Origin of the sequence: Paenibacillus barengoltzii NBRC 101215, assembly GCF_004000745.1 — a bacterium.
Classification (GTDB): domain Bacteria; phylum Bacillota; class Bacilli; order Paenibacillales; family Paenibacillaceae; genus Fontibacillus; species Fontibacillus barengoltzii.
Genome location: NZ_BILV01000017.1, coordinates 1 through 24,177, shown reverse-complemented (window position 1 = coordinate 24,177; position 24,177 = coordinate 1). Strand labels below are relative to the sequence as shown.

The 24,177-nt window shown below is 53.3% G+C and carries 27 protein-coding genes, 1 tRNA gene and 1 riboswitch; of the genes, 10 read left to right on the top strand and 18 right to left on the bottom strand.

Annotation, left to right across the window (positions count from 1 at the left end; all coding sequences use genetic code 11):
* Window positions 1–36: 36 nt before the first annotated feature.
* Both PBA01S_RS07470 and PBA01S_RS07465 read left to right on the top strand, forming a co-directional pair.
* Window positions 37–1,431: a helix-turn-helix domain-containing protein gene (locus tag PBA01S_RS07470; protein WP_036699032.1), complete on the top strand. Its 1,395-nt coding sequence runs from the start codon at window positions 37–39 to the stop codon at window positions 1,429–1,431.
* A 235-nt stretch (window positions 1,432–1,666) separates the two neighbouring features.
* Window positions 1,667–2,647: a sugar kinase gene (locus tag PBA01S_RS07465; RefSeq protein WP_036624304.1), complete on the top strand. Its 981-nt coding sequence runs from the start codon at window positions 1,667–1,669 to the stop codon at window positions 2,645–2,647.
* Window positions 2,648–2,758: 111 nt separating this feature from the next.
* Here PBA01S_RS07465 and PBA01S_RS07460 read toward each other — a convergent pair whose 3' ends face one another.
* The 6 genes from PBA01S_RS07460 to kduI all read right to left on the bottom strand — a co-directional run bounded on the left by PBA01S_RS07460 (window position 2,759) and on the right by kduI (window position 7,263).
* Window positions 2,759–3,595, bottom strand: coding sequence for an SPL family radical SAM protein (locus PBA01S_RS07460; protein ID WP_051416780.1), 837 nt, complete (start codon window positions 3,593–3,595; stop codon window positions 2,759–2,761).
* Window positions 3,592–4,137, bottom strand: coding sequence for a methylated-DNA--[protein]-cysteine S-methyltransferase (locus tag PBA01S_RS07455; RefSeq protein WP_085168821.1), 546 nt, complete (start codon window positions 4,135–4,137; stop codon window positions 3,592–3,594). The genes PBA01S_RS07460 and PBA01S_RS07455 overlap by 4 nt, the downstream gene beginning before the upstream one ends.
* Window positions 4,138–4,142: 5 nt before the next feature.
* The gene (locus PBA01S_RS07450; protein ID WP_127575706.1) at window positions 4,143–4,730 is read right to left on the bottom strand and encodes a bifunctional transcriptional activator/DNA repair enzyme AdaA; all 588 of its coding nucleotides are present in this window, start codon (window positions 4,728–4,730) and stop codon (window positions 4,143–4,145) included.
* Window positions 4,731–4,860: 130 nt separating this feature from the next.
* Window positions 4,861–5,616, bottom strand: a complete 756-nt coding sequence (gene kduD / locus PBA01S_RS07445; RefSeq protein WP_127575705.1) for a 2-dehydro-3-deoxy-D-gluconate 5-dehydrogenase KduD — start codon at window positions 5,614–5,616, stop codon at window positions 4,861–4,863.
* Window positions 5,617–5,649: 33 nt separating this feature from the next.
* A complete protein-coding gene (locus PBA01S_RS07440) occupies window positions 5,650–6,411 on the bottom strand; it encodes a DeoR/GlpR family DNA-binding transcription regulator (protein ID WP_016311390.1) in 762 nt (253 codons plus the stop codon).
* An 18-nt stretch (window positions 6,412–6,429) separates the two neighbouring features.
* Window positions 6,430–7,263, bottom strand: a complete 834-nt coding sequence (gene kduI / locus PBA01S_RS07435) for a 5-dehydro-4-deoxy-D-glucuronate isomerase (protein WP_028537446.1) — start codon at window positions 7,261–7,263, stop codon at window positions 6,430–6,432.
* Between the two features lie 212 nt (window positions 7,264–7,475).
* On the opposite strand from kduI, the gene PBA01S_RS07430 reads away from it, so the two are divergent.
* The 3 genes from PBA01S_RS07430 to PBA01S_RS07420 are packed head-to-tail and all read left to right on the top strand — an operon-like array spanning window position 7,476 to window position 10,682.
* Window positions 7,476–9,137, top strand: coding sequence for a hypothetical protein (locus PBA01S_RS07430; RefSeq protein WP_085168830.1), 1,662 nt, complete (start codon window positions 7,476–7,478; stop codon window positions 9,135–9,137).
* 39 nt (window positions 9,138–9,176) lie between these two features.
* Window positions 9,177–9,845, top strand: a complete 669-nt coding sequence (locus tag PBA01S_RS07425) for a bifunctional 2-keto-4-hydroxyglutarate aldolase/2-keto-3-deoxy-6-phosphogluconate aldolase (protein WP_127575704.1) — start codon at window positions 9,177–9,179, stop codon at window positions 9,843–9,845.
* Between the two features lie 54 nt (window positions 9,846–9,899).
* Window positions 9,900–10,682 carry an SDR family NAD(P)-dependent oxidoreductase gene (locus tag PBA01S_RS07420; RefSeq protein WP_016311394.1) on the top strand — a complete coding sequence of 261 codons (783 nt, stop codon included), beginning with the start codon at window positions 9,900–9,902 and terminating at the stop codon, window positions 10,680–10,682.
* Window positions 10,683–10,815: 133 nt separating this feature from the next.
* On the opposite strand, the gene PBA01S_RS23095 is transcribed toward PBA01S_RS07420, so the two are convergent.
* From PBA01S_RS23095 to PBA01S_RS07395, 5 genes are all read right to left on the bottom strand, one after another.
* Window positions 10,816–11,103 carry a hypothetical protein gene (locus PBA01S_RS23095; RefSeq protein WP_016311395.1) on the bottom strand — a complete coding sequence of 96 codons (288 nt, stop codon included), beginning with the start codon at window positions 11,101–11,103 and terminating at the stop codon, window positions 10,816–10,818.
* Between the two features lie 97 nt (window positions 11,104–11,200).
* Entirely contained in the window at window positions 11,201–12,307 is a 1,107-nt protein-coding gene (locus PBA01S_RS07410; RefSeq protein WP_028537447.1) for a Gfo/Idh/MocA family protein, read from the bottom strand.
* Entirely contained in the window at window positions 12,307–13,038 is a 732-nt protein-coding gene (locus PBA01S_RS07405) for a ThuA domain-containing protein (protein ID WP_016311397.1), read from the bottom strand. The genes PBA01S_RS07410 and PBA01S_RS07405 overlap by 1 nt, the downstream gene beginning before the upstream one ends.
* Window positions 13,039–13,276: 238 nt before the next feature.
* A complete protein-coding gene (locus PBA01S_RS07400) occupies window positions 13,277–14,437 on the bottom strand; it encodes a Gfo/Idh/MocA family protein (RefSeq protein ID WP_127575703.1) in 1,161 nt (386 codons plus the stop codon).
* Between the two features lie 150 nt (window positions 14,438–14,587).
* Complete coding sequence (locus PBA01S_RS07395) at window positions 14,588–15,412, bottom strand: AraC family transcriptional regulator (RefSeq protein WP_028539712.1); 825 nt, start codon at window positions 15,410–15,412, stop codon at window positions 14,588–14,590.
* Between the two features lie 153 nt (window positions 15,413–15,565).
* On the opposite strand from PBA01S_RS07395, the gene PBA01S_RS07390 reads away from it, so the two are divergent.
* Window positions 15,566–16,609: a YkvI family membrane protein gene (locus tag PBA01S_RS07390; protein WP_085278012.1), complete on the top strand. Its 1,044-nt coding sequence runs from the start codon at window positions 15,566–15,568 to the stop codon at window positions 16,607–16,609.
* A gap of 187 nt (window positions 16,610–16,796) precedes the next feature.
* Window positions 16,797–17,588: a helix-turn-helix domain-containing protein gene (locus PBA01S_RS07385; protein ID WP_198032046.1), complete on the top strand. Its 792-nt coding sequence runs from the start codon at window positions 16,797–16,799 to the stop codon at window positions 17,586–17,588.
* Window positions 17,589–17,656: 68 nt separating this feature from the next.
* Here the strand turns inward: PBA01S_RS07385 and thiH are convergent, their stop codons facing one another.
* Genes thiH through PBA01S_RS07365 form a run of 4 tightly spaced genes read right to left on the bottom strand, consistent with a single transcriptional unit; the run spans window position 17,657 to window position 20,413 of the window.
* On the bottom strand, window positions 17,657–18,772 hold the full coding sequence (gene thiH, locus PBA01S_RS07380) for a 2-iminoacetate synthase ThiH (protein ID WP_127575702.1): 1,116 nt from the start codon (window positions 18,770–18,772) through the stop codon (window positions 17,657–17,659).
* Window positions 18,773–18,775: 3 nt separating this feature from the next.
* Window positions 18,776–19,555, bottom strand: coding sequence for a thiazole synthase (locus PBA01S_RS07375; protein WP_016311404.1), 780 nt, complete (start codon window positions 19,553–19,555; stop codon window positions 18,776–18,778).
* A 4-nt stretch (window positions 19,556–19,559) separates the two neighbouring features.
* Complete coding sequence (gene thiS / locus PBA01S_RS07370; RefSeq protein WP_016311405.1) at window positions 19,560–19,763, bottom strand: sulfur carrier protein ThiS; 204 nt, start codon at window positions 19,761–19,763, stop codon at window positions 19,560–19,562.
* A 5-nt stretch (window positions 19,764–19,768) separates the two neighbouring features.
* Window positions 19,769–20,413 (bottom strand): thiamine phosphate synthase, encoded by a 645-nt coding sequence (locus PBA01S_RS07365; RefSeq protein WP_164744116.1) that lies wholly within the window; start codon window positions 20,411–20,413, stop codon window positions 19,769–19,771.
* A gap of 113 nt (window positions 20,414–20,526) precedes the next feature.
* Window positions 20,527–20,629: riboswitch (TPP riboswitch) on the bottom strand.
* Between the two features lie 216 nt (window positions 20,630–20,845).
* Here PBA01S_RS07365 and PBA01S_RS07360 point away from each other — a divergent pair.
* Window positions 20,846–21,775, top strand: a complete 930-nt coding sequence (locus tag PBA01S_RS07360) for an FUSC family protein (protein ID WP_255315309.1) — start codon at window positions 20,846–20,848, stop codon at window positions 21,773–21,775.
* A 49-nt stretch (window positions 21,776–21,824) separates the two neighbouring features.
* On the opposite strand, the gene PBA01S_RS07355 is transcribed toward PBA01S_RS07360, so the two are convergent.
* On the bottom strand, window positions 21,825–22,670 hold the full coding sequence (locus tag PBA01S_RS07355) for an SDR family oxidoreductase (RefSeq protein ID WP_127575700.1): 846 nt from the start codon (window positions 22,668–22,670) through the stop codon (window positions 21,825–21,827).
* Window positions 22,671–22,765: 95 nt separating this feature from the next.
* On the opposite strand from PBA01S_RS07355, the gene PBA01S_RS07350 reads away from it, so the two are divergent.
* The gene (locus PBA01S_RS07350; protein ID WP_127575699.1) at window positions 22,766–23,182 is read left to right on the top strand and encodes a MerR family transcriptional regulator; all 417 of its coding nucleotides are present in this window, start codon (window positions 22,766–22,768) and stop codon (window positions 23,180–23,182) included.
* A gap of 20 nt (window positions 23,183–23,202) precedes the next feature.
* On the opposite strand, the gene PBA01S_RS07345 is transcribed toward PBA01S_RS07350, so the two are convergent.
* A complete protein-coding gene (locus tag PBA01S_RS07345; RefSeq protein ID WP_016311409.1) occupies window positions 23,203–23,388 on the bottom strand; it encodes a hypothetical protein in 186 nt (61 codons plus the stop codon).
* Window positions 23,389–23,486: 98 nt separating this feature from the next.
* Here PBA01S_RS07345 and PBA01S_RS07340 point away from each other — a divergent pair, with 98 nt between their 5' ends.
* On the top strand, window positions 23,487–23,885 hold the full coding sequence (locus PBA01S_RS07340; RefSeq protein WP_127575698.1) for a hypothetical protein: 399 nt from the start codon (window positions 23,487–23,489) through the stop codon (window positions 23,883–23,885).
* Between the two features lie 40 nt (window positions 23,886–23,925).
* Here the strand turns inward: PBA01S_RS07340 and PBA01S_RS07335 are convergent.
* Window positions 23,926–23,999 (bottom strand) — tRNA-Pro (locus PBA01S_RS07335).
* Between the last annotated feature and the right edge of the window lie 178 nt (window positions 24,000–24,177).

Sequence of the window (24,177 nt, the reverse complement as noted above, 5' to 3'; positions counted from 1 at the left end):
TAAAAATATAAGGAGATCGCAAAGGAGGGAGATTCCATGAAAGAACCCACGATTCGTTCCGTGATCAGCGATCAGCTGGAAAGGAAGGGCTATTCCTTGCACAGCTTCTCTCGCCGTTCGGGAATTAACCGGGGAACGCTCAGCGCCATCTTGAACGGAAATCCCCCTAAACCGATCTCTATCGGTCAGTTGGACCTGATCACCCAAGCGCTGGAACAGCCGATCGGGTCGTATTATCCCTTGTATGTGGAGGAATGTATCGATTCAGACCATCCCAACCGTCGAAGGTTAAAAGCGTTTCTGCATCGCTGCGCGGAGATCGGCGAATTGGCTTGCATTGATCAAGTGTTATCTCGCTTAACCGAGGACTTATCGTATCTTCCGATGATTTTTGATCTGGGGGAGGAGCTTTACGAAGAAGGATACCGCGATGCTGCAAAGCTCTTCTACCATTCCGTCTGCGAAAACGAGAAGTACCAGCACTCAGAACGACTGGCAATCAGCCAATACCGCCTGTTCCGGATGAATCTGGGGGATGACGCGGAATCCAACCTGCGGACTGCCACCTGGTTCGAGCCCTATCGCAACCGACTTCCTGAGGATCTTCAGCTCGATGGGCTGCTGCAATTAGGGAACACCTATTACGCATTGCAAAAATGGATGTATGTCGTGAGATTTGCCGAGGAGCTGCAAACGCTGGCCCGCCGAATCTATGAAACGAGCTGGAAGGCCTCCTCTGCTCAATGGGATCGGGAGCTGCGTTGTGAGCGTCACCTGGTGGTTTACTATGGCCAAGGATATCTGCTGAAGGGCGCGGCATTGGAGCATCTGGGCAGGTATGAGGAAGCGCTGCAGTGTGTTGCTGAATACGCGGATTTAAGCTGGTTTGAGGGCTTGGACGAAACGGGCTTCAAAGAAGTGGAGAAATTTAAAGTCTGGGCCAGAGCGAACCGCTACAATCTGGAGATTTTAAATGGGAACCAAGCGATTCTTCCGGAATATATCCAGATGCTCAGAGAGCATCCGTATGAAGTGCTGCCGAGCCTGAGGATCATTGTCGAAGCCGCGAACATCAACGGTTTTCTAATTGACGACGTATTAAAAGAGTTTCCGATGAATACGGATTTATATAGCCTTTATCCCAATCACTATGTTTCCGCTATAAATAAAGACCGCTTCTTGGACCTTAACTATCAGCTGGCGATTTATCTGCTGCGCAAACAGGAGATTGAGGAAGGTTTGGAGAAGTTGATTTACGCGCTCCAATACGCGGTTTCTCTGAATAACAAGGAATTTTTCATAAAAATGGTTCCGCTATTCGAGCAACATCGAAGCTTCGCGACACAAGTGCAACTCCAGCAGTACGAATCTTTGATGAGGGAGGTGTTGAAGGTTGCGGAAGTGGGCAGTGGCGTTCGCTTTGTTGATTAGTTTAGGTTCTGGAGTATTCGGCAGCATCAGTCACAACGGCCCTATTACAGTGTACGAAAACGGAGTAGGGGGTTAATAAGACACCAGAACATAAGATGCAGCTTGGCAGGGACCAAGTCAATTCATCCGGGGGAACCCGTATCGATGGATTGGCTTTTTTTTTTGATAGTTTTCCGATCCCGGACATGAGATAATGGTAATAAAATTGACTCCAAAAGAAGGTGTGGATCTGAACATGCAGCAGTTAAGTGAAACTCGCCCGAACCTGGGAAGCCCCGAAGTGGTCACCTTTGGCGAAAGCATGGCTTTATTGATCGCGGAGGGGGGCAAAGGGCTCGAATATGCAAGCGCTCTCTCGCCATCCTTTGGGGGGGCGGAGTCCAACGTAGCGATCGGATTAGCCCGACTGGGCCAAACCTCCGGATGGTGCGGCCGCTTGGGGGACGATCCGTTTGGCCGGCGTATTCTGAAGGCCATCCGCGGCGAAGGCGTTGACGTGTCCCGTGCGATGTTGACGGACGAAGCCCCGACGGGCATGATGGTACGGGAAAATGTGGCAGGCAAAAGCTCGGTCTATTACTACCGCAAGTTATCGGCGGCCAGCTTCATGCGCCCGGAGCATCTGGACGAATCGTACATTGCCGGAGCTAAGGTTCTGCATCTGACCGGCATTACGCCGGCACTTAGCGCTTCTTGCGTGGAAACGGCCCATGCGGCGATGGATATCGCCAAGCGGCATGGGGTGAAGGTGAGCTTCGATCCGAATTTGCGATTAAAGCTGTGGAGCATTGAGGACGCACGGAAGGTATTACTGCCGTTGGCGATGAAAGCGGATTATTTCCTGCCCGGGCTGGATGAGTTAAAGCTGTTGTACGAGACCGATTCGATGGATACGATGATCGGCAAGCTGCAGGAGTTGCCTGCGATCAGTATTATCAAAGGCGGGGATGATTGTACCTACGTGCTGGAGCAAGGGCAGCTGAACGCGGTGCCGTATTTTAAGGTGGAACAGGTGATTGATACGGTAGGAGCGGGCGACGGATTTTGCGCCGGATTTCTGGCTGGAGTCGTACGCGGGTACAGCATGGTAGAAGCCGTTCGTCTCGGGAATCTGGTTGGCGCTCAGGTCATTCAGGCCGTAGGCGATTGGGAAGGGTTGCCGAGCGCGGCGGAGATTGAACGTCTCTTGTCCGGCAAAGGGCATGTGGAGCGGTAGAGAGCTCATTTCTTTACTGTGAACGGTGTCGTTTGGGCCTTAATGTTAACGTGATCATTTATACGGTAATAGAAAACCGCAGGAGCTTTGTCTCCGGCGGTTTTGCTGTCATTAGGGGGCGAACCCCTCCTGACTAAGAAACACTTGATGTTTGGGAAAAACCTGCAGCAGACGCTCATGTACGATTTGGTAGGCGTCCGGTGAATACCACGATGCGAGGCCCAGCTGTTCATAGATCGAGTGAATGCCCAGCTTGGCGGTGCGGGTGCCTCCACTTCCATCTCCCATAAAATAGTCGTCCAGGCACACGCGATCGGCCCATAGACGCAGCTTGGACGGGAATTGCTCGGTGCTGGGAAGCACTGGAGCAAGGGTGGCTTGAACCGGCACTCCAGCCTCAGCCAGCTGCTGTCCGGCGCGCAGACGCGCGGCAATCGGCGGAGCATATGGCGTAAACGCCCGGCGAATGTCCTCCCGGTCCGTCTCAATCGTTAAGCTGACACGCACCCGATGCTTGAGCTGCAGCAGCAGATCGATATCCCGAGTGACGAGGGGACTACGGGTTTGTACCAGCAGAAAGTCGGGGGGTTCGCTTACCATCACCTCGAGCAACGATCGGGTGATTTGCTCCTTCGCTTCTACAGGTTGGTAAGGATCGGTGCTGGAGGACATAAAGATCGTAACCGGACCTTTAGCTTTGGCTTTGCGCAGTTCTTTGCGGAGAAGCTCAGCCGCGTGATGCTTGATGTCCACCCACGATCCCCATTCCCGCTTGCGAAATAAGGCCACCGGCAGCTGACGTACATAGCAATAGGAGCAACCGAAGGCACATCCGGCATAAGGGTTCAGCGAATGGGAGTAATGGGAGAGAAATCCGGTCCCTTTGTTTAACAACGTTTTGGGCGTTGTATAGGCGGCAGCTACCCGCGGATGGTCGTTGGGATTCACCGGCTGCCTCCAACAAATACGGCCTGTTCCAGCTCCAGCAGTCGCATCTTCATCTCCAGACCCCCGCGGTAGCCGGTAAGCGCCCCGTTCTTGCCGATCACGCGGTGGCATGGAACCGTGATCAGCAGCGGATTTACGCCAATCGCGGCTCCCACGGCACGAACGGCAGCGGGCTTGCCGATCGACTCCGCAATGTCGGAATAGGAGCGGGTCTGCCCGAACGGAATGGCGCATAACGCCTGCCAGACGTCCTGTTGGAACGGGGTTCCGTGCAAGTCGTAAGGGAGGGTAAAACGCTGCAGTTCGCCGCGTAAATAGGCGGCCAGTTCGTCGGCATAGGGAGCCAGTCGTTGGTCATCTTGCGTCAGTGTACGGCCGGGGAATCGCCGGCTCGCCCAGGCGGTCAGTTCATCCAACGTGCCGCCGGACGAACCAACGAAAGCCAGACCTTGCTCGGTAGCAGCAAGATAAAGGCTCCATGCGGGTTCCTGAAGCCGTGACCAGTATAACGGTGAGGTTTGAACGGCTGTAACGGTTGTCATGGCGCTTACACCTCCGTTTGCATTTTGCGATATTCATTCGGCGTAATGCCGGTCATTTTCTTGAATAGGGTGATCAAATAAGCAGCGCTGCCAATCCCGACTTCCCGGGCGATTTCAGCCACAGTTCGCTGCGACTCCCGTTCTGCCAAAGCGCGCTTCGCCTCATCGATTCGCCGCCGCACCAGGTATTCCGTTGGTGTCATGTGCATGACTCGTTTGAAGGTTCGTTGCAAATGATACGGGCTGCCATGGCATTCTTCAGCCAGCATTTCCAGGGTGAGCTTGTTTGGATAGTGGCGGTCGATGTAATCCGCGATCTGTTCGACCCACTCTTGATCCGGCAACCGCAGTCCTTCCGGCTTGCAGCGCTTGCAGGGGCGGAAATGGGCAGCACGCGCTTGCTCCGCAGTAGCAAAGACGAGAACGTTCTCCCGCTTAGGCGGCCTTGATTTACAGGACGGGCGGCAGAAGATGCCCGTGCTGACCACCGCGTAGAAGAATTGGCCGTCCTGTGCAGCATCATTGGCGAGAATCGCTTGCCACTGGGCATCGTTTGCGGTCTGGTAAGTCCGGGACCCGGTATGGATTGTCATGGCTTCACCCCCAGCCCTAGTATACCTTGACCAAGATCAAGGCGCCACGGGGAGCGAAAGGAAAAGCAAGATTACGAAATGCCCCATCATAGAAAAAGCCTGCCAATAAGGCAGGCGAAATTCGATGATATTACCGCGCCATCCATCCTCCATCAACGCAAAGGATATGGCCGTTCATATAGTCTGAGGCGGCGGAGGCGAGGAAGACGGCCGGCCCTTTTAGATCCTCCGGCGTTCCCCAACGCCCGGCAGGAATCCGATCCGTGATCGAAGCCCTCCGGTTCTCGTCGGCCCGGATTTGCGCGGTATTGTCCGTTACCATGTAGCCGGGTGCGATGCCATTCACCTGTACGCCATAGGAAGCCCATTCGTTGGCGAATGCCTTCGTTAAGCCGGCGACCCCATGCTTGCTGGCCGTATAGCCGGGCACGTTGACCCCGCCTTGGTAGGAGAGCATCGAGCAGATATTAATGATTTTGCCGCTGCCGCGTTCAATCATATGGCGTCCGGCGATCTGCGAGAGCAAGAACACGGTGTTCAAGTTCAGTTGGATGACGTCGATCCAATCCTTTTCGCTGTGATCCTTCGCTGGTGTCCGGCGAATAATTCCGGCGTTGTTTACCAGAATGTCGACCGCCCCCGTTAATTGGAGCGCTTCATCAAAGGTTTCCTGCAGCTTGTCATGCTCGCTGAGGTCGACAACGATTTCCGTCGTTTTCCGGCCTAAGGCTGCAATTTGGCTGACCGTTTCCGCACTGCTGGTGCGCGAGACGCAAACGACGTCGGCCCCCGCTTCGGCTAGTCCGACTGCAATCCCCTGGCCTAGTCCGCCGGAAGCCCCGGTAACCAGGGCAGTTTTGCCCGTTAAGTCAAAAAGTTGATGCATATGTTTACGCTCCTCCCATCAAACCGCTTTCGTTTATTTCGTTGCGTATTCGATCGTTACGCCGGCACGTTCATACGGCAGCGCGGACTCGGCGGGCAGTCCCCGATCGGTAAGGATCCGCGAGATTTCGCTCAACGAGGCGAAGGTGCGGAGCGCCGTCTGCCCGAACTTTTGATGATTTAAGACGGCGATCGCCTCGCGAGATGTTTCGATCAACGCCCGCTTGAAGTCAATCAAATCCCCGGTGTAAATCGACAGTCCGTGTTCCGGATGAATGCCGGTAGCCGAGATAAAGGCTTTCTGGATATTCAACTGACGCACGTACGCCGCCGATTCGGGTCCGGCCAGCATGTTGCGGACGCGGTAGCCTCCGGGTACGACCAGACGAATCTGGTCTTTGGCCGCCAGCTCGCTGATGATATATACGTCGTTGGTGATGACGGTAAGCGGACGATTCTCCAGCCGCCGGGCGATTTCCAGCGTAGTGCTCCCCCCGTCCAGTGCGATGATATCGCCTTCTTGGATATGATGGAGGGCGAGGAGGGCGATGTCCTTCTTCTCATCCGCATGCTTGGTCAGCGGCTCTTTGGACGGCAGAATCCCATACTGATCGCTTTGGGCGAGCACGGCTCCGCCATGTACACGAACCAGGAGCCCTTGTTCCTCCAGCTTGGCGAGATCCTCCCGGATCGTCTTGCCGGTCACGCCCAAGCTTTCGCTTAGTTGCGCTACCGTGACTTCCTTTTGTGTCAGCAGAACCTCCATAATTTTTTCATAACGTCGAATCGGATTCATGCAAGCTTTCACTCTTTCTTATCTCAAGTCTTTCATCGGAACGGCGTCCATATCGGCATAAGCTTTGTTGTCGCCGGCCATCCCCCAAATGAACGTATAATTGCTGGTTCCTACCCCGCTGTGAATCGACCAACTTGGCGAGATGACCGCTTGCTCGTTACGCACAACGAGATGACGAGTTTCGTTCGGCTCACCCATCAGGTGGAAGACCACAGCGTCTTCTGCCAGATCAAAATACATATAAGCCTCCATCCGGCGAGGGTGAACATGGGCAGGCATCGTGTTCCACATGTTGCCGGTCTTGAGTTGGGTCATCCCCATCACGAGTTGGGAGCTTTGAATGCCGTTCTCGTGGATAAACCGGTGGATCGTGCGCTCATTGGAGTTTTCGATCGAGCCCAGCGCTCCGGATTCCGCTTCAGCCAGCGTTGTTTTTGCTGTAGGGAACTCTTTATGCGCCGGTGCCGAATTCAAATAGAACTTCGCTGGCTTCGAAGCATCCTTGCTGCGGAAAATCACTTCACGCGAGCCCTTGCCGACGTACAAGCAATCCTTGTTGTTCAGCTCGTATTCCGTTCCGTCGACAATAATCGATCCTGGTCCGCCTACATTAATGGCACCAAGCTCACGACGTTCGAGGAAGTAGGAGACGCCCAGCTCTTTGAGATCCGTCTCCAGTTTGACATCCTGCTGTACCGGATTCGCGCCTCCGATAATCAGCCGGTCTTCGTGTGTCAACACCAGCTCTAATCGATCCGGCGTAAACAAGGTGGGAATGTGGAATTCCTTGCGCAGACGGTCGGTATCAAATTGCTTGACCTCTTGGGGATGCGAAGCGTAACGACGTTCCATGTAAAATCTCTCCTTTTCACGTTCATTTTGGTGTATAATGTTCATATAGGTTCAGATTAATCCATTTAGGTTCATTTGGCAAGAGGTCGCACCCTATTGCACCATTTCGAATGAAGATGCGAATTTCAGATGTTTACCGTAGGAAATCGTGGATTCATCGGCTTTAGCCACGATGGAAACCATGGTAGGATGTGGGGGAAGGGGTACGTTTGATGAATCTGTATCAAGCTCGAATGAAGACAATCGTTCGAAAAGTCGCAACGACCGCTTGGCGGCAACCACTTCGGGAAAGCGGGCTGTGGTTTCATGGTGATATCCGGGACAACTATTATTACGCCTCCTATTTATTTGCCGCTGCCGTAGATCCGGACGAAACGCTGCCATTTGATCGGACGGAAGGTAAGCGGCTCGCTGAGCGGGTGTTGCTGCGCGTGCTTCAACTCCAGGATCAGGCGGCGTCCAGCCCGACGTACGGACACTGGCCGCTGGGACTGGATCCAACACCGGAGCAGGCTAAGCCGCATGTACTCCCGGTCGAGCTCATGGGCAGTTTGATGGTGTATTTCATGCACCGCTATGGGGTAGAGCTAAGCCCGGAATTGGCAGCCCGCTTCGAGGACGCGCTGTCGCATGTCTATCGAAGCGACTTCTATCGCCAGCCTTTGCGGGAATATAACCATCATGAGGCGAAGTACACGGCTGCGAAGCTGATCTTGGGGCAGCGTTATGGAGATGCGGCGTTGTTTGCCGACGGAAAGGAATGTTTACGGCAAACGTTGGCTCGTTTGCGCCTTGAGGGGATGGCGGAATACGGCGCGTTGCCGTGGTTTTGGCACTGGATTCAGGCGTACACCTGCGCTTGGGTGCTGATGGAGGATGCGGAGGTAAAGGCCGAGCTGGCTGAGATGTTAGACCATCTATGGACGATTCGGGCTACTTATTATTTCAAGGGAGCATGGGTTGGCGCCCATGCCCGTGGTTGGCCGCATGATGCACCGCGGGACGCCAACGTGCTGCACGACTATGTGCAGTTCGGCGATTTCGAGCTGCCGGAAGCGATGCCGCGCACCGAGTATGCCGGGCTTCTATTCTATGAGGCTCCTGCATCAGCTCGCGTGCGAGCGTTGGCGCGTGACAAGCCTGCCGAAACCATGGCAGCCTTCCTCAAGGAGATCGGCGGCGTTAAGCAGCGGCTCCATTCTTATGCCTACCTGACCGATCACTTCGCGGTAGGCGGACTGTGGGAGAGAGTCGAAGAATTCGACAATGAGCAGCTGAGATGGCTGTACAGCTTGCCGGTCCGCGGCGAGAAGGGCAATCAGCTGTACTTTTTCCATCCCGGCAAAGGATATGATCCCAGCGGTAACGACCCGCGCCATCAGAGCGAATGGACGGAAGTCCTGTATCATCATAATGTCGTAATGGCGGTCTACTCGCTGCCAGAGAAGGTACCCGGGCAGGTTAATGGCGTGCTTCCGGAAGGAGAATGGCGATTTACCGCGAATGGTATATTCGGAAAGGTTGAAGAGACGTTTTTTGCTGTATATGTGTCGGGAGATTATCAGGTGAGAGAGCGGAGCGGCTATCTCCAGGTCGAGGTGGAAGGCTGCTGCGTGGGCATTGTGGTGGAGGCGATAGGCCTTCCGGAAGCAGGCGAGCGGGGAATTAAGAGCCTGGATGATTTCATATTAACGATGAAGTCCCATGCCCCACGCTTTACAGCAGATGTTCGCACGGGCAGGATAGATGCCTCCTATACCACCTATGCCGAAGGAATCCAGCTTACGTTAAGCGTCAAAGGTCCCGGGCTTCCAGGGGATCGGTGGATAAACGGCGAGCGTGTGAATTTGGAGTCGTATTCTTATTCGATGTAAGGTATAAAGAACAATGTTGATGGGAAAGAGGGTTAAGGAATGAAGAAGCTGCAGCTTGTGCAAAAAATCGTACAGGAAGGCGTTGTCGCCGTCCTTCGCGGAGAAACCCCGGAGGAAGTCGTGCAAATGGCCGAGCAGGCCATTGCCGGCGGTATTAAAGTCATCGAAGTGACGATGACGGTTCCGTTTGCTTTGCGGGCGATTGAGGAATTGGCGCGAAAATACAGCTGGGACACCCAGGACGAATCACGATACGCGATTATCGGCGTAGGTACGGTGCTGGATCCTGAAACGGCGCGGGCTGCGATCTTAAGCGGCGCTCAGTTCGTTGTCGGGCCATCTTTGAACCGTGACACGGTGACGCTGTGTAACCGGTACCGCATCCCGGTGATGCCTGGATGTATGACGATCAAGGAAACCCAGGAGGCATTGGAGCTGGGGGCGGACATCGTGAAGCTGTTCCCGGGCAACTTGTACGATCCGTCTATGATCAAGGCGATCAAAGGACCGTTGCCGCAGGCGAATATTATGCCAACCGGCGGGGTTTCGCTGGCGAACCTCGGCGAATGGATCCAAGCGGGTGCGGTCGCTGTGGGAATCGGCTCGGATTTGACGAACGAAGCGGTGAAGCGGGGAGATTTCTCCTTGATTGCCCAGAAAGCCGCTGCCTATAAAGCGGAGTACCTGAAGGCCAAAGATTTATCATAATTTCGAATCATCACCTTCATCCATCATAAAAAATGTTGTCGAGGAGGGATTCACTTGGATCTTGGATTGAGAGGAAAACGGGCCATCATTACCGGCGGCAGCAAAGGGATTGGGCTGGCAACCGCCATCACGTTGGCTGCGGAAGGTGCCCAGGTCGCTATCGTGGCGCGGAACGCAGGGCCGTTGCAGGAAGCGGCTAAGGCGATCCGTGAGAAGACGGGGACGGAGCCGCTTGTCCTTGTCGCTGACGCCACTTCGGGTGATGATGCCCGCCGGGTCGTCGAGCAGGCAGCCCAGCATTTTGGCGGACTTGATATTCTCGTCAACAATGCAGGTACCTCAGCGGCGGCTCCGTTTGAGAAGGTGGAGGCCGAAGCTTGGGGGGCGGATTTGGATCTGAAGCTGCTGGGCGCGGTGAATTTCGCCCGGGCCGCACTGCCCCATCTGCGTAAAGCAGGGGGCGGGGCGATTTTGAACGTCACGGCGATTGGCGGTAAAACTCCGGGCGCTTCCTCGTTGCCAACATCGGTCAGCCGAGCTGCTGGTCTGGCCTTAACGAAGGCGATGAGCAAGGATTTGGCAGCTGACAAGATCCGCGTGAACGCGGTATGCATTGGGCTTGTCCGCAGCGACCAGATCGAACGGAAATGGCGTCAAGCTGCACCGGAGCTGACCTGGGAGCAGTTTGCAACCGATCCGCGCCATGGCATCCCGCTGGGCCGAATTGGCCAAGCGGAGGAGGCGGCGAAGGTCATCACCTTCCTGGTGTCCGAAGCGGCATCCTATGTGACGGGTACCGCCGTGAACATCGACGGCGGCACGTCGGCAGTGTTGTAATTCGCGGCGAGGTGGAACCCGCCGGATGAAAAAAGGCGGATCGCCGGGGTATCGGCGGTCAGCCTTTTTTTTAAGATATCAGAAAGTACAAACTCCGGGGATTGGCATCCTGATATCGCAAGAAAAACATCCGCTAAACGCGGTCTGTCGACTTAGAATGTACGTCGATTGATTTTTTTCTTACAGGCAAGATGCTGCGATTTTTGTGAAACAACCTTATCACACGAATTCGCTTCATCACCTCCGTTCCGACAGCACTTCCCATCGAGCCGAGCAGCACGCTGGCAGTTGCCACTTTGATCAGGTAGTACAGCCCCGTTCCGGTGATCAAATCCAGGATAATGAAATTCCGAATCGTTGATGCCCGAATCGACACAAAAATAAATGGACGTTGTTTCCGCTCCACCATCGTTCTCCCCATTCCTCTCCATCCTTGCTGTTCAACTATATGGGGGGCAGAGTTTGGACTATTCGTAAAAAAAGAACCCCCGAACTTGTATGAAGTCGGGGGTTCTTCGCTATTCGTCGAGATGATACGGCTTCAGATTCAGAGGCAACGCTGCCGGCGGAGTGCAGGTGCTTTGCATTTGATAGAAGGTGCCCGTATCGGAAGCATCATGGAAGCCCCACATGGCCTCCAGCACATGATAGGCAAGCTCGCCGGTGGCGCGGTGCGGCCGCCCGTGCAGTAAAGCGCTGGCCATATCCGCTGGGCCGATGCCGCGGCTGTTCTCGGCGTAGCCCGGGAGTAAAGGCACTTCGGTCCAGGCTTCTTCGCCGATCCTGCGGAACTTCACCGGGCCGCCAAAAGTGTTAGGATCCGGCACAAGTAGGGTGCCTTCTGTCCCGTGAATTTCGATTGGCGGAAGTGTACTGCCGCCAAAGATGTCAAAGCTGGTCGTGAGCGTAGCGATCGCGCCTTGCGCAAACTCCAGCGTGCCGGTGACATGGGTCGGGACTTCGACCGGGATCTTTTGCCCATACTTTTTCTCGCTGGTGATGGTACGCTGTTCCAGCGCTTTGCCGGTCATGCCGGCGATCCGCTTAATCGGCCCCAGCAGTTGAATAAGTGCGGTCAAATAGTAGGGGCCCATATCAAACATCGGGCCGCCGCCTTTGGCATAATAAAATTCCGGATCCGGATGCCAGAACTCATGGCCGCGGCTCATCATAAATGCCGCCGCTGAGACCGGCCGGCCAATCGCCCCGTCCTGGATGAGCTTCAGGGCTGTTTGGATGCCGGCGCCAAAGAACGTTTCCGGCGCGCTGCCGACCATCAGTCCACGCTCGCGGGCCGCGGCGAGAACGGCCAAGCCTTCCTCGCGGGTGACAGCCAGCGGCTTCTCCACGTATACATGTTTACCGGCTTCCAGCACCTTTAGGCAAACCTCGGCATGGGCTGCCGGAATTGTTAAGTTAATGACGATCTGGATGTCAGGATCCTGCAGCAGCTCGTCAACCGTGCAAGCAAAGGGGACGTTATATTGCTTGGCCTGCTCCTGCGCCCGGTTCAAGTCGAGGTCGGCGCAGGCGACGAGATCAAGCGCTTCGAACTTAGCACAATTCTCCATGTAGATGCCGCTGATTTTGCCGCAGCCGATAATCCCTACTTTGATTTTGTCCATTATTGGCTGTCCCCCATGCCCGTGTAATTGCTGTCAATCCGTGCATTTTCACCAAGTGACTCGACTGCAAGGCGTTTGCCTTCTGCCGCCCACAGCATCCCGCGGGTCATCATTTCCTTCACTGGAGGCAGGTCGACGATGTCAGCATGATGTCCCAGCGAGTTATAGTACACGCGTCCAACTCCCCAGCGCTTAGTCCAGACCACTGGCATATCCACCGGCTTGTTCAGACGATGGGGTCCGTCAACGACCGGGAAGCGCGTCGTGGCGAGCACTTCAACGGCAGGATCGACATGCAGGTAATATTGCTCCGTTTTCACATAAAAGTCTTCGATTCCCTCCACCAGCGGGCTGGAATTGGCGATAATCTCCACCTTGTACTCGACTCCGTCATTCCCCGGGTGGGCTACCCATTGTCCGCCGGTCATAAATTGCCAGTCGACATTGTTTCGGAACGAATCACACATTCCACCATGGCAGCCAGCTAATCCGGTTCCGGCTTGTACCGCCGCGGATACGTTATTGACGAACTTTTGTTCAATTGTTCCCATCGTCCATACCGGGACAATCAGATCAAGACCGAGGAGCTTCTCCGCATCGGCAAAAGCCTCCAGCGTATCGGAGACCTCCACCTCAAAGGCGTGCTCCCGCAAAGCGCCGGCAAAGATGCTGGCAACCTGCTCCGGCTCATGTCCGTCCCAGCCGCCCCAAACGATTAAAGCTTTTTTCATTTCTTAATTCCTTCTCTCGTGATTAGTTGTTGGATCTAAGCTAACGGACACCAAAGGCGTTATCAACTTACACATGCACCTCCGGGATTTCTAACGGACCGAGGAGACCTTATTTCGAAAAAAATCAGCCCCGTGTTCGCCGCAATCGGCCGGTAAGGTCATTGGAGTCCGTTACAGCGGGAAATTGCCGGGAAATCGGCAAATAAGCTCCCTGTGGTCCGTTAGAGTAACGTGTCCATCACATTTCAGAAATCGCGACCCAGCGCCGATCTTCAATCGAGCGTTCTACCGCTTCCAGCACAGCCTGGCATTGCACGCCTTCACGGAAGCTTGGCACCGGCTGACGGCCTTCCCGAATGGCCGAAGTCAGCTCCAGCACCTCGTGCGTAAACGTATGTTCGAACCCGATCGTGTGCCCTGGCGGCCACCAAGCTTCGGCATAAGCGTGAACCGGATCGGTAGCGAGCACACGCCGGAAGCCTTGGACATCAGCATCGTCGGAGGTGAAGTATACCTCAAGCTCATTCATCCGCTCGAAGTCGAATCTTACGCTGCCCAAGCTGCCGTTGATTTCAAACGCATTCGTCGAACGATGACCCGCGGCAAACCGCGTGGCCTCAAAGCTGCCTAATGCACCGTTAGTGAAGCGGGCCAGGAACAGCGTAGCGTCATCGACCGTGACTGGTCCCTTCGGCGCATCGGCGCTGCTCTTGGCGCTAAGACCGGTCATATTCTCCGCGAGCGGCCGTTCCTTAATAAACGTCTCGCTCATGCCAATCACTTCCTGGATGTCCCCAACCAGATAGTGAGCGAGATCGATCAGATGCGCCCCTAAATCGCCATGGGACCCTGATCCAGCAATATCCTTCTGCAGCCGCCAAACCAGCGGGAAGGACGGATCCATGACCCAATCCTGCAGGAACCAGGCCCGGAAATGGTAGATCCGTCCGAGTCGGCCGCTCTGTACCAGCTCCTTCGCTAACCGGACGGCCGGCGAGAAACGGTAGTTGAAGCCGACCATATGAGCGACGCCTGCGGCTTCAGCCGCAGCCAGCATCTCCCGGGCATCCTGCAATGTAAGCGCTAACGGTTTCTCGCAAAAAATATGCTTACCTGCCTTCGCTGCCGCCAACGCGATTTCCTTATGGGCGTCGCTGGGGGCATTGATGTCGATCAGGTCGATATCGTCTCTGGCGACGAGCTCTCGCCAATCCGTCGTCGTTTCGCGCCATCCCAGCTGATTTGCTGCCTCTTGCACCGCTTTTTCGTTCCGGCCGCATAATACAGCCATCTCCGGCTTTAAGGCGTCAGGGAAAAACATCGGCAGCGCCCGGTAGGCGTTGCTGTGGGCTTTGCCCATAAACTTATAACCGATCATTCCAACTCGCAGCGGGTTCATCGAATTCCTCCGTTTCGCGGGTATAGTCAAAGTTTTTAAAATTTAACTTTTTCAAACCCATTATAATTAGATTTCCTTGCAATCTCTCGCCAGTTTATGCGTATATCTGGACAAAATATGCGTTTTCCCATTCCCTGCATTGCCGTTCGACTATCGTGAGGGACGCAGGCTGGATGGGACATAGCCCCGCAGCTCCTTAAACACGCGGTTAAACGTGCGAATGCTGCTGAAGCCGCACTCAAGAGCGATTTCCATAATGCTGAGTTCGCTGGTCAACAGCTGATGCTCCGCGCTGAGGACGCGAACTGTGTTGAGGTAAGTTTTAAAATTCATGCCGATGGCAGCTTTGAAGGAACGGCTGAAATGGGAGGGCTCCATGGAAAAACGCTTCGCCATCACCTCCACATTTAATTCCTCCCGGTAATGGTCCTCGATATAGGACAAAATTTGCTGCATCCGAGCCCGGCGGGACTCATACTTCTCCTTCGTGGTGCGGTCCATGGGCAGCGTGTCCAACGCTCTTTGCAGGCTGCCGCACAGCTTTAAGATTCCAGCTTTCAGCAGCAAGGGGTAGCCGGGTTTCTTTTCGTCTTTTTCCTGGATCAGCTCGTCTAAGATCGTTTTTACGGTTTCAAGCCCTGGAGTACCTGCTGGAATATAGGGGGAGGTGAAGCGGAAGTCGGACGGCCAGCTTTTGGTCATCGTAATCCACTCCGGTTTACAGATCAGAATAATGATTTCCGACTCCAACTCCCGGCTGTCAAAATAGTGGATATCGTTGCTGCCGCAGATGACCATGTCGCCTTGCCGAAGCAAGCGGATCTCTTCATTCACCCCAATTCGAATGGCGCCGGAGCGGACATAAATAAACTCGATTTCAGCATGGAAATGGGGATAAAACGTAATATTCTTGCTTTGGTAAATGTCCATCGGAAGCTCGGGATCCAATTTCCAATTTTGATAGAACGATTTCACTTAGATCCCTCCGTGTCATTAAAATTACCTTCCCTCCTAAATGTACTGCATGATGGCGGAAGATTCCTCTTTTTTTCTTAGAAGAATAGATGGAGGAGCTTGGACATAGGATGAAATTGGAACAATTCAAAAAATGGAAATGATGGTGGCAATATGAAGCATCGATGGGTCAAAATATTTCAAATTGCCGTAACTTACATCGGTACGGTGGTTGGCGCCGGTTTTGCTTCGGGACAATCGATTATGCAATTTTTTACCCTATATGGTTCGGTTGGCGCTGCCGGGATTATTGTTTCGACGCTGCTGTTCATGTGGTTAGGGACAAAAATGATGATCTATGCCCATCGAATCCAGGCATTTTCGTACCAAGAGTTTAATGATCATTTGTTTGGCTCCTTGTTCGGCAAGGTTGCTAACTTCCTGACCCTGCTGATCCTGCTGGGGGTTACCGCCGTCATGTTGTCCGGCACCGGGTCAATCTTTGCTGAGCAGCTTCAGCTGCCTTATCAGCTCGGAATCATCGTGAGTATCGTCCTGAGCTATCTGGTGATGACACGGGGGATGAACGGTATCGTCGTGGTGAATGTGCTGGTCGTGCCGATGATTCTTCTATTTACGAGCTTGATCGCGTTTCGCGCGATTGAGCCGGAAGGACTGTTTGGGATCAACGGCTTTCAGCTGCAACAATTGCAAAGTTACAAGTGGGTACTGAGCCCATTTGTGTATGCTGCGCTTAATTTTGCATTTATCCAGGCTGTGTTAATTCCGTTGGGGAGTGAGATTCAAGAGGAGAGTACCTTAAAATGGGGAGGCTTCTGGGGCGGTATCGGGCTTGGCTCTATGCTGCTGATCTACCATTTCGCATTGAACTCCCGAATGCCAGAAATGCTAGGTTACGATATTCCGATGGCGGAAATTGTACAGGACCTCGGCCCGTTTCTGCATGTGCTGTTTCTGTTAGTGCTCTATGGCGAAATATTTACGACCCTGATCGGCAATGTCTTTGGCGTCACAAGACAGCTGCATAGCCTCTATAAGGTGCCTGAAAACATGACCATGGTGATGATCCTGCTTGCTTGCTTTGTGATCAGCCAGGCTGGTTTTTCTTCCCTTTTAACCTACCTGTATCCCATGTTTGGGTATATCGGGATGCTGCTGCTTATTTTATTGGCGTTCCGACGGTTACCTCTCCGTTAACTTCCTGTTCTCCATAGCTGCTGAAAATATCACGGAACCGATTTCCCGGCTCGTTTATACTTAGGAAAATCGACTATTTCCCGAGCAATAAAGCTGGTATTTAGCGATTCGCAACCTGTAGTTGACAGATTGCCAACTTCGCTTGGTCGATCGGTGACGGAGGAGCAGCTATGATGGAGGCGGGGTGATGAAGAATATGGATTTTGCAGATAAGCTGCAGAACTATCGGAGACAAAAAGGAATGTCCCAGGAAAAACTGGCGGAAGCGATCGGCGTATCACGCCAAGCGGTTTCGAAGTGGGAGTCGGGTCAGTCATACCCGGAAACGGATAAACTGATCGCATTATGCGAATTGTTTGAGGTTAGCATGGATCATTTGGTCCGGGGAGTGCCAACGGAAAAAAGGGAGCTTTCTCCGGAATCAAATGGATCGGCGATGTTCCGCTATCGATATCACTATGAATATAAAAGTGAAAGAACCTGGTTTGGCGTACCGCTCCTGCACATCAATGTGGGGCGCGGGATGTACGTCGCCAAAGGGATCATCGCGATCGGCAATATTTCCATCGGCGCTGTCTCCCTGGGGCTCATTGCGCTTGGCGGTTTAAGTCTGGGTGTGTTGGCGGCGGGGGTGATAAGTCTGGCTGCGATTGCCTTAGCCTTGATTCTAGCGTTGGGCGGCTTTGCGGCCGGTTTCATCGCAGCTGGAGGGGCCGCTGTTGGTGTGTTGGCTTTTGGCGGATTCGCCGTGGGCGTGTATTCCTTTGGCGGCCTAGCGATCGCATCGAGGATTGCCGTCGGAGGTTATGCCAGCGGGCACATCGCCATTGGTGATGCTGTACGCGGAACTTATTCAATGGCGATCCCAGACGGCGAATTGACCCACGTTCAGGCCGAACAGGTGAGGGCTTTGATCAACCAGGAATACCCAAAGATGTGGAAACCGCTGACAGAATGGATCGTTTCATTATTCCATTGATAGGATAAGTAGATGAGCCGGACATTTCCCTGGATATTAGGGAGGGTCCGGCTCGATTGATGTTCACCTTAGCCTTCAATGGGGACTAAGATATCCCAGTCTTTAAACACGGGCTGCAGCCCGTTATGATAGAGCATTTCCCGAATCTCAGCCACGCTGCGCTCATCGGAAATTTCAAATTGCGGGGTGCCGCCCCCTTTGGAGTGGCCCCCAACGGCCGTGGATACACCAGCTGACATCTTGGTCACCCCAAGGTGAACCAGTCTGTCACGTAACCGGGCAGGCTCCCGGCTGGATAAGGTGATCCCGGCCCGCGGCAGAAAGAGACGGTAGGCGAGCATCACCTGTACCAAAGCCCGATCGGACACCTGGGCATCCGGTTCGTAATCTCCGAGAAAAGGGCGGAAGCGCGGAATCGATAAGCTGATCTCACAACCTGGATACTTGGTTTGCAAATAATCTGCGTGCATGGCGGCAAAGAAGGCTTCCTGTCTCCAATCGTACAAGCCAAGTAATGCCCCGATATTCACGGCCCGGTAACCTGCAGCACATCCGCGTTCCGGGGCATCCAGCCGATTTCGATAATTGCGCTTGGGGCCTTTGATATGGAGCTTGGCATAGGTTTCCCGGTGGTAGACCTCTTGGAATACCGTCAGGCTGTCTACGCCTGCCGCAGCTAGCTCCTGATATTCGGAGACAGACAGCGGGTTCACCTCAATGCCGATGGATGAAAAATAATTGCGCAGCACCTTCACGCAGTCTCTTAAGTATTCGACCGGGGAATCTTTGCGGGATTCACCGGTTAACAGCAGGATATGACGGATCCCGGTTGCCGCAATCGCTTCAGCTTCCCGTTCGACCTCTTGCATGTCTAATTTTTTTCGCGGAAAATCATAGATCGAACTAAAGCTGCAATACTCACAGTGGTTCACACAATAATCGGACACATACATCGGGGTAAACAATTGGATTACGTTCCCGAACTGGCTTTGGGTGATCTGCTGTGCCCGTTGGGCCATCTCCTCCAAATGTCGATCAGCCGCTGGTGACAGCAAGGCTAACAGATCCTCCGCATCAAGCTTAGGCCTGCTAAGCGCCCGCCTTACATCTGCATCGCTGTAACCTTGAAGCCGCTGTGGAAAGGGGAAGCCTTCCCAGGATTGGATTTTGTCATAGAAGCTCATCCCTTAGGCCTCCACTTCATCCAGAAATCCGGTTAGCGGGGAAGAGGCTACCGCGTTTTGCTCCACCGGTCCCAGCCCGGCCAGATGGGCTAATCTGCCGGCTATAACGGCTGCGCGGAACGCTTCAGCCATGCCCAGCGGATCGCGGGCGGTTGCAATCGCCGTATTTAAGAGGACAGCCGCTGCGCCCATTTCCATCGCTTCCGCTGCCTCTGACGGCTTGCCGATCCCGGCGTCTACGATCACCGGCAGGCCTGATTCCTCGATCAGGATCTGAATCAATTCCTTCGTCCGCAGGCCGCGGTTGCTGCCAATCGGTGAACCGAGCGGCATGACGGCAGCGGCTCCAGCATCCCTTAACCGGAGCGCGGCCGATAGATCCGGGCTCATATAAGGAAGGACTACGAAGCCTTCTGCGGCCAGTACCTCGGTTGCTTTAATGGTTTCCACGTTGTCTGGCAGCAGATAACGTTGATCCTGAATGACCTCCAGTTTAATCCAATTGCCCATATCCGCCGCTCTGGCCAGCCTTGCGATGCGGATTGCTTCTTCTGCGTTGCGGGCACCGGAAGTGTTCGGCAGCAGCGTCATATGTGGAGGAATATGATGCAGCAGATTTTCCTCCTCCCAATCGGGATTCACTCTTCTTAAAGCGACCGTGATGACTTCTGCTCCTGAACGTTCGATCACTTCGGGAATTAAGGTGTTGCGGTTATATTTGCCAGTACCGATAAAGAGACGGCTGGACAACGCCTTGCCGCCAATATGGAATAAGTCCTGCATAGGATCAACCTCCCCCAACAAAATGGACTAGCTCAATACGATCCCCATCCGATAACGGGGTCACGTCATAGTCTTCCTTTCGTACAACTGTACCGTTTAGTTCAACCAACAGCTTTCGGTCCTTCCATGGGGGCTCTGCTAATAAATCGGCCAGTGTGACACAGCTTTCGTTGATCGTCGTCTCTTTCCCATTCAGACGAACCTGCACGGGGTTCACCTCCTTTCCAGCCAAGCTGCCTGCATTGCCTTGCGATATGCTTGGGCCTCTTCCGCCGGGTCTGGTGCATGGAACAGGCTTGTCATGACGGCAACCCCTTGGGCGCCGCAGCGGATGACCTCTCCCGCATGGTCCGGACGGATGCCTCCTATGGCGATCACCGGAACCGGGCAAGCTTGAGCCGTTGCCGTGAGTGCTGCCAGTCCTCTGCCGGGAAGTCCAGGTTTGCTGAACGTATCGTATACATGACCGAACAGGCAATAATCCGCTCCATCTGCGGCGGCTTGCATCGCTTCTTCCGCCGAATGAACCGACCTGCCCAAGCGCATCCCAGTGGCTAACGGACGAGCGGCATCCACTGGAAGACTGTGGCCGGCTAAGTGGACATTCATGGCCCGAGCAGCCAAGGCGACGTCCAGGCGGTCGTTCACGACAATTTGGGACAGCGGAATGCCGGCTTCCAGCATCTGTTGAATGACCTCCAGCTGACCTTTCGCCGTGAGCTGCTTATCCCGTACATGGATGTAATCCAGGTAGGGCAGGGCGCTGAGGGACACCCTAAGCAGTTCGGAAACGTGGATAGGAGAGATGGAGATCAGATGCAGTTCGGGTGTGTTCAGCATTATTTTTTGGCTCGTCATATTCATCCCCTCTGAGGTTCGATATGCAATGCAAAAAAGCCCCCTCCGCAAGGAGGGGGCTAGTTCAGCAACAGAAGGAATAAGCCTAAATAGACTTATGTTCTGGTTCATACATGCTTTACGCTCCACTTCCCTACGCAGGTCTTAACCCGTTCAGGTTCAAAGGGTCCGAATCTTGCGATTCATCTCAGCCTTGCGGCTCCCCTAGTGTCGATCGATATCCATTTGTCATGTTTACTATACACGGGGATCCAAATAATTACAACCGTTGAATTGGAATGGGTTATGCTGGCTGCTTTACCTCGTTTCCAAGAAATTTTCATGAAAATGTCACGATTTATCGCAAAAATAGCTGGTTTGTGATGTTTAATGAAATTGAAGCGAAACAAAAACATCCTCTATAATACGGTCGGAGTTTGATTGGGGGGAGTGATGAGATTGAAATGGACGATTGGTTTACGCAATCTCAAGACGGGGCTAGCCATCTGTTTGTGTGTGATCGTTGCAGCGTTATTGCGCCTGGAATATCCTTTTTACGCTGCGATCGCCACGATCATTTCCATGGAAAATTCAGTTGCCAACTCCTTTACGGCCGGGAAACATCGGACGATGGGGACGTTTGTTGGGGCGATTGTGGGTGCAGGCTTCGCCATGATTGAACCTGGGAACGCCATATATTGTGCGTTAGGGGTCATCGTCGTAATCTATGTCTGCAATCTGTTGAATTGGAATAAGTCGATATCCATCGGCTGTATCGTTTTTTTAGCCATTATGTTAAATCTTCAGCCGGGGGAAAGTCCGATTTTTTATGGGATTAACCGGATCACGGACACCCTGGTTGGGATTGCTGTTGCGGTGATCGTCAATTTGGTCGTCTTTCCTCCAAAACATGAGGCGGATTTGGAAAAGGCGCGTAAATCTGTCGCCAAGCGAATGGCTGACTTATATGGGCAGATTACTTCGTGTCGGGAAGCCGTCGATTTGAAGAGTTTTCGTGCGGAGCTAGCTTGTCTGGAGAAATATTATCAGCTCTGCAAAGAGGAATTCCATCTGACTCGGGATCTCAGCGAATCGATGGAGCACATCGGCAAAGAAATTGAATCCTATCGCCACATCTATGAGCATTTGGTGATTTTGCAACAGCTGCTTGCCGAGCATCGACAGTTGCTGGTCGAGGCTGATCTTGAACGAAGCGATTCCGTTGAGGCAGGAACCCGCAACGCAGAACAGCAGTACAGAATAGAAATCGTCTATGAGTACCACGCGGATTGGATTTACGCCGAGCTGCAGAAGATGGGCTTGCCGCTTCCGATTAAGGAGCGAGGACGTTTCCAGACGAAGGCGGAGCTTAAAATGTCGTAGAAAAGGGATGTCCCAAGAGCCGTGAAGGGCTAGTGGGGCATCCTTATTTTTATGCAAAATAGTGTCCTGACTCAAGATCAGCGATCAGCCCGGGTTGCACCGGTTTCCAGCCGAGAAGCTCCCGCGTCGCTGGGCTTGCTTGCGCTGTGTTGTACAAGCTTGTGATGTCGTATTGCGCAATGGCACCCAGAAAACCGAAATGGGCTTCAGCCTCTTCCGGTGTGATGCTGACCACAGGCACATTTAACTGCCGTCCGATGACAGCGGCGATCTCGCGAAGCTGAATGCCTTCGTCGCCGGCGCCAAGCAAGCGTGAACCTGCCGGGGCGGATTCCAACGCCCGACGGTACAGAACCGCTGCATCCAGGCGATGAATGGCTGGCCAGCGGTTCGTGCCTTCGCCGATATAAGCAGAGCAGCCCTTCGCCCGGGCGATATCGATCATCATGGGCACGAATCCCCCATCGCCTTCACCGTGGACAGATGGTGCAAGTGTCACAACGGACGATCGAACTCCTCGATCCGCCATGGCAAGCACCGCCTGATCGACGGTATGCCCATTGGCGTGAGCTGTCGTAATGAACGGCTTGCCTGAGCCTTCGAGCGCGGCTCCTATGGCTTCGACGGCACGTAAATCGAGAGCCAGCGCGCCCTCAAAATCGGAAAAATCATTTGTGAACGCCAGATGAATGACGCCGTCCGCCGTCTCCGCGGCAGCGCGCAGTGTATCGAGATCTTCGAGTGTTCCATAAACCGCTTTTGCACCCAGCGACTGTAGTGTTGCGGCTTTCTTTTCCGATCGACAAAGACCCGTCACAGAATGTCCCGCACCCGTCAATTCCCGTACGACCGCGGAGCCGATATACCCGGTGGCACCTGTAACAAAAACATGCATCCTCAAGTTCCTCCTTCACAATTTGACTGCTGAAACAGGTATAGCATAAACTATAGAGTGAACTCTAGGGCAAGCGGCCAAAGGAGAAAAAGTAGATGAAAATTCAGGAACTCGCCGACAAAATGGGTTTGACGATTCATACGATCCGCTTCTATGAAAAGGAAGGGTTGCTGGATGAGCGGCATGTTCAGCGGGAAAGCAACAATTACCGCAATTATTCAGAAGAAGCGATCGAGCGCTTGAGGATGATTAAGAAATTCCAATCTATCGGCTGTTCGCTGGCTGAATTGAAGGATGTGCTGCAGGAGCACGATGCCCATACGAGCACGAACGAACAAACCATCGAATGGATCCGAAGCAAGATGAAGGAGATTGAGGGCAAAAAGAAAGAGTACGATCAAATGCTGGACACTCTACGCAAAATGCTGGAGTATCGGACCTTGCTCAAGGTCGATCCGCAAAAAGCCGAAGCATTTCTGAAGAATTGGAAGGCCGAAGCAGGATGGAACTGATAAAATCAGTGCGAATGCTGTTAGAATCTAAAGGAGAAGAAGAGAAGGAGTCCGACGAGGATGACGAGGGTGGTCCAAACACCGCCTTTTGCTAAAGCGTTCCAATCTCCGATTTCCGCACGATTCATCGAATCCGCCAAATTGATGAAAGGCTTGCGTTGATACTCTTTAAGCTGATCTTTCTCTTGTTTCTCCCACATATTCACTGGAATCCCTCCTAATGGGTACTTCTTAACATATAGTATACTTGGAACATCGCTGGAGAGCATTTTTTTTTTGAATTCTGGTTAAGGAGCCGATCTCTATGAACAAACTCCCCCCAAATCAATCCACAAATTCTTCTCTTCAAGAAGTTGAGAATTTCCTTATTCAAACCTACTCAGCCAAGAAGATCCCCGTTTCGAACTTTGAGGAACTTAGAAACGACGCTCAGGTTAAATTTGATCGGATTGTGGCTTGCTTTGAAGTGGATCATCCGGAAGTTCTTAAGGGCCTCTTTAATGAAGATGAGAAGAAGATGCACGAAGACTACAGGAATCATCATAGAAATGCGACATTTACAACTCCTTGGCAGAAGATCAATGCGGGGCAGCTTCTGAGAGTTGTTTTAGAAAGCGAGGATGGGGTCAGTTTAAGTAACTTCACCGTTCAGTGGATGTGCATGAAGTTGGTACATGATCTTTCAGCCTTAAAAGGGCAATAAAAAATCGCGGCCTAAGACCGCGATATTGGTGTCATAAGAATCGAGACGACAGGATTTGAACCTGCGACCTCTTGCTCCCGAAGCAAGCGCTCTACCAAGCTGAGCCACGTCTCGTCAGCAATATTATTAATTTTGGGGGGAAACATTAATACATTATACACTTTTAGGCGAAGCTGTAAAGGGGGGGGACGGATGAAAAATTTTTGAACGCAAGGAATCGGAACCAACGCGTGTCAACTCATATAAAAATGTTACCGAAGGATAATGGTTCACTCACGTAATTTTGTTACCC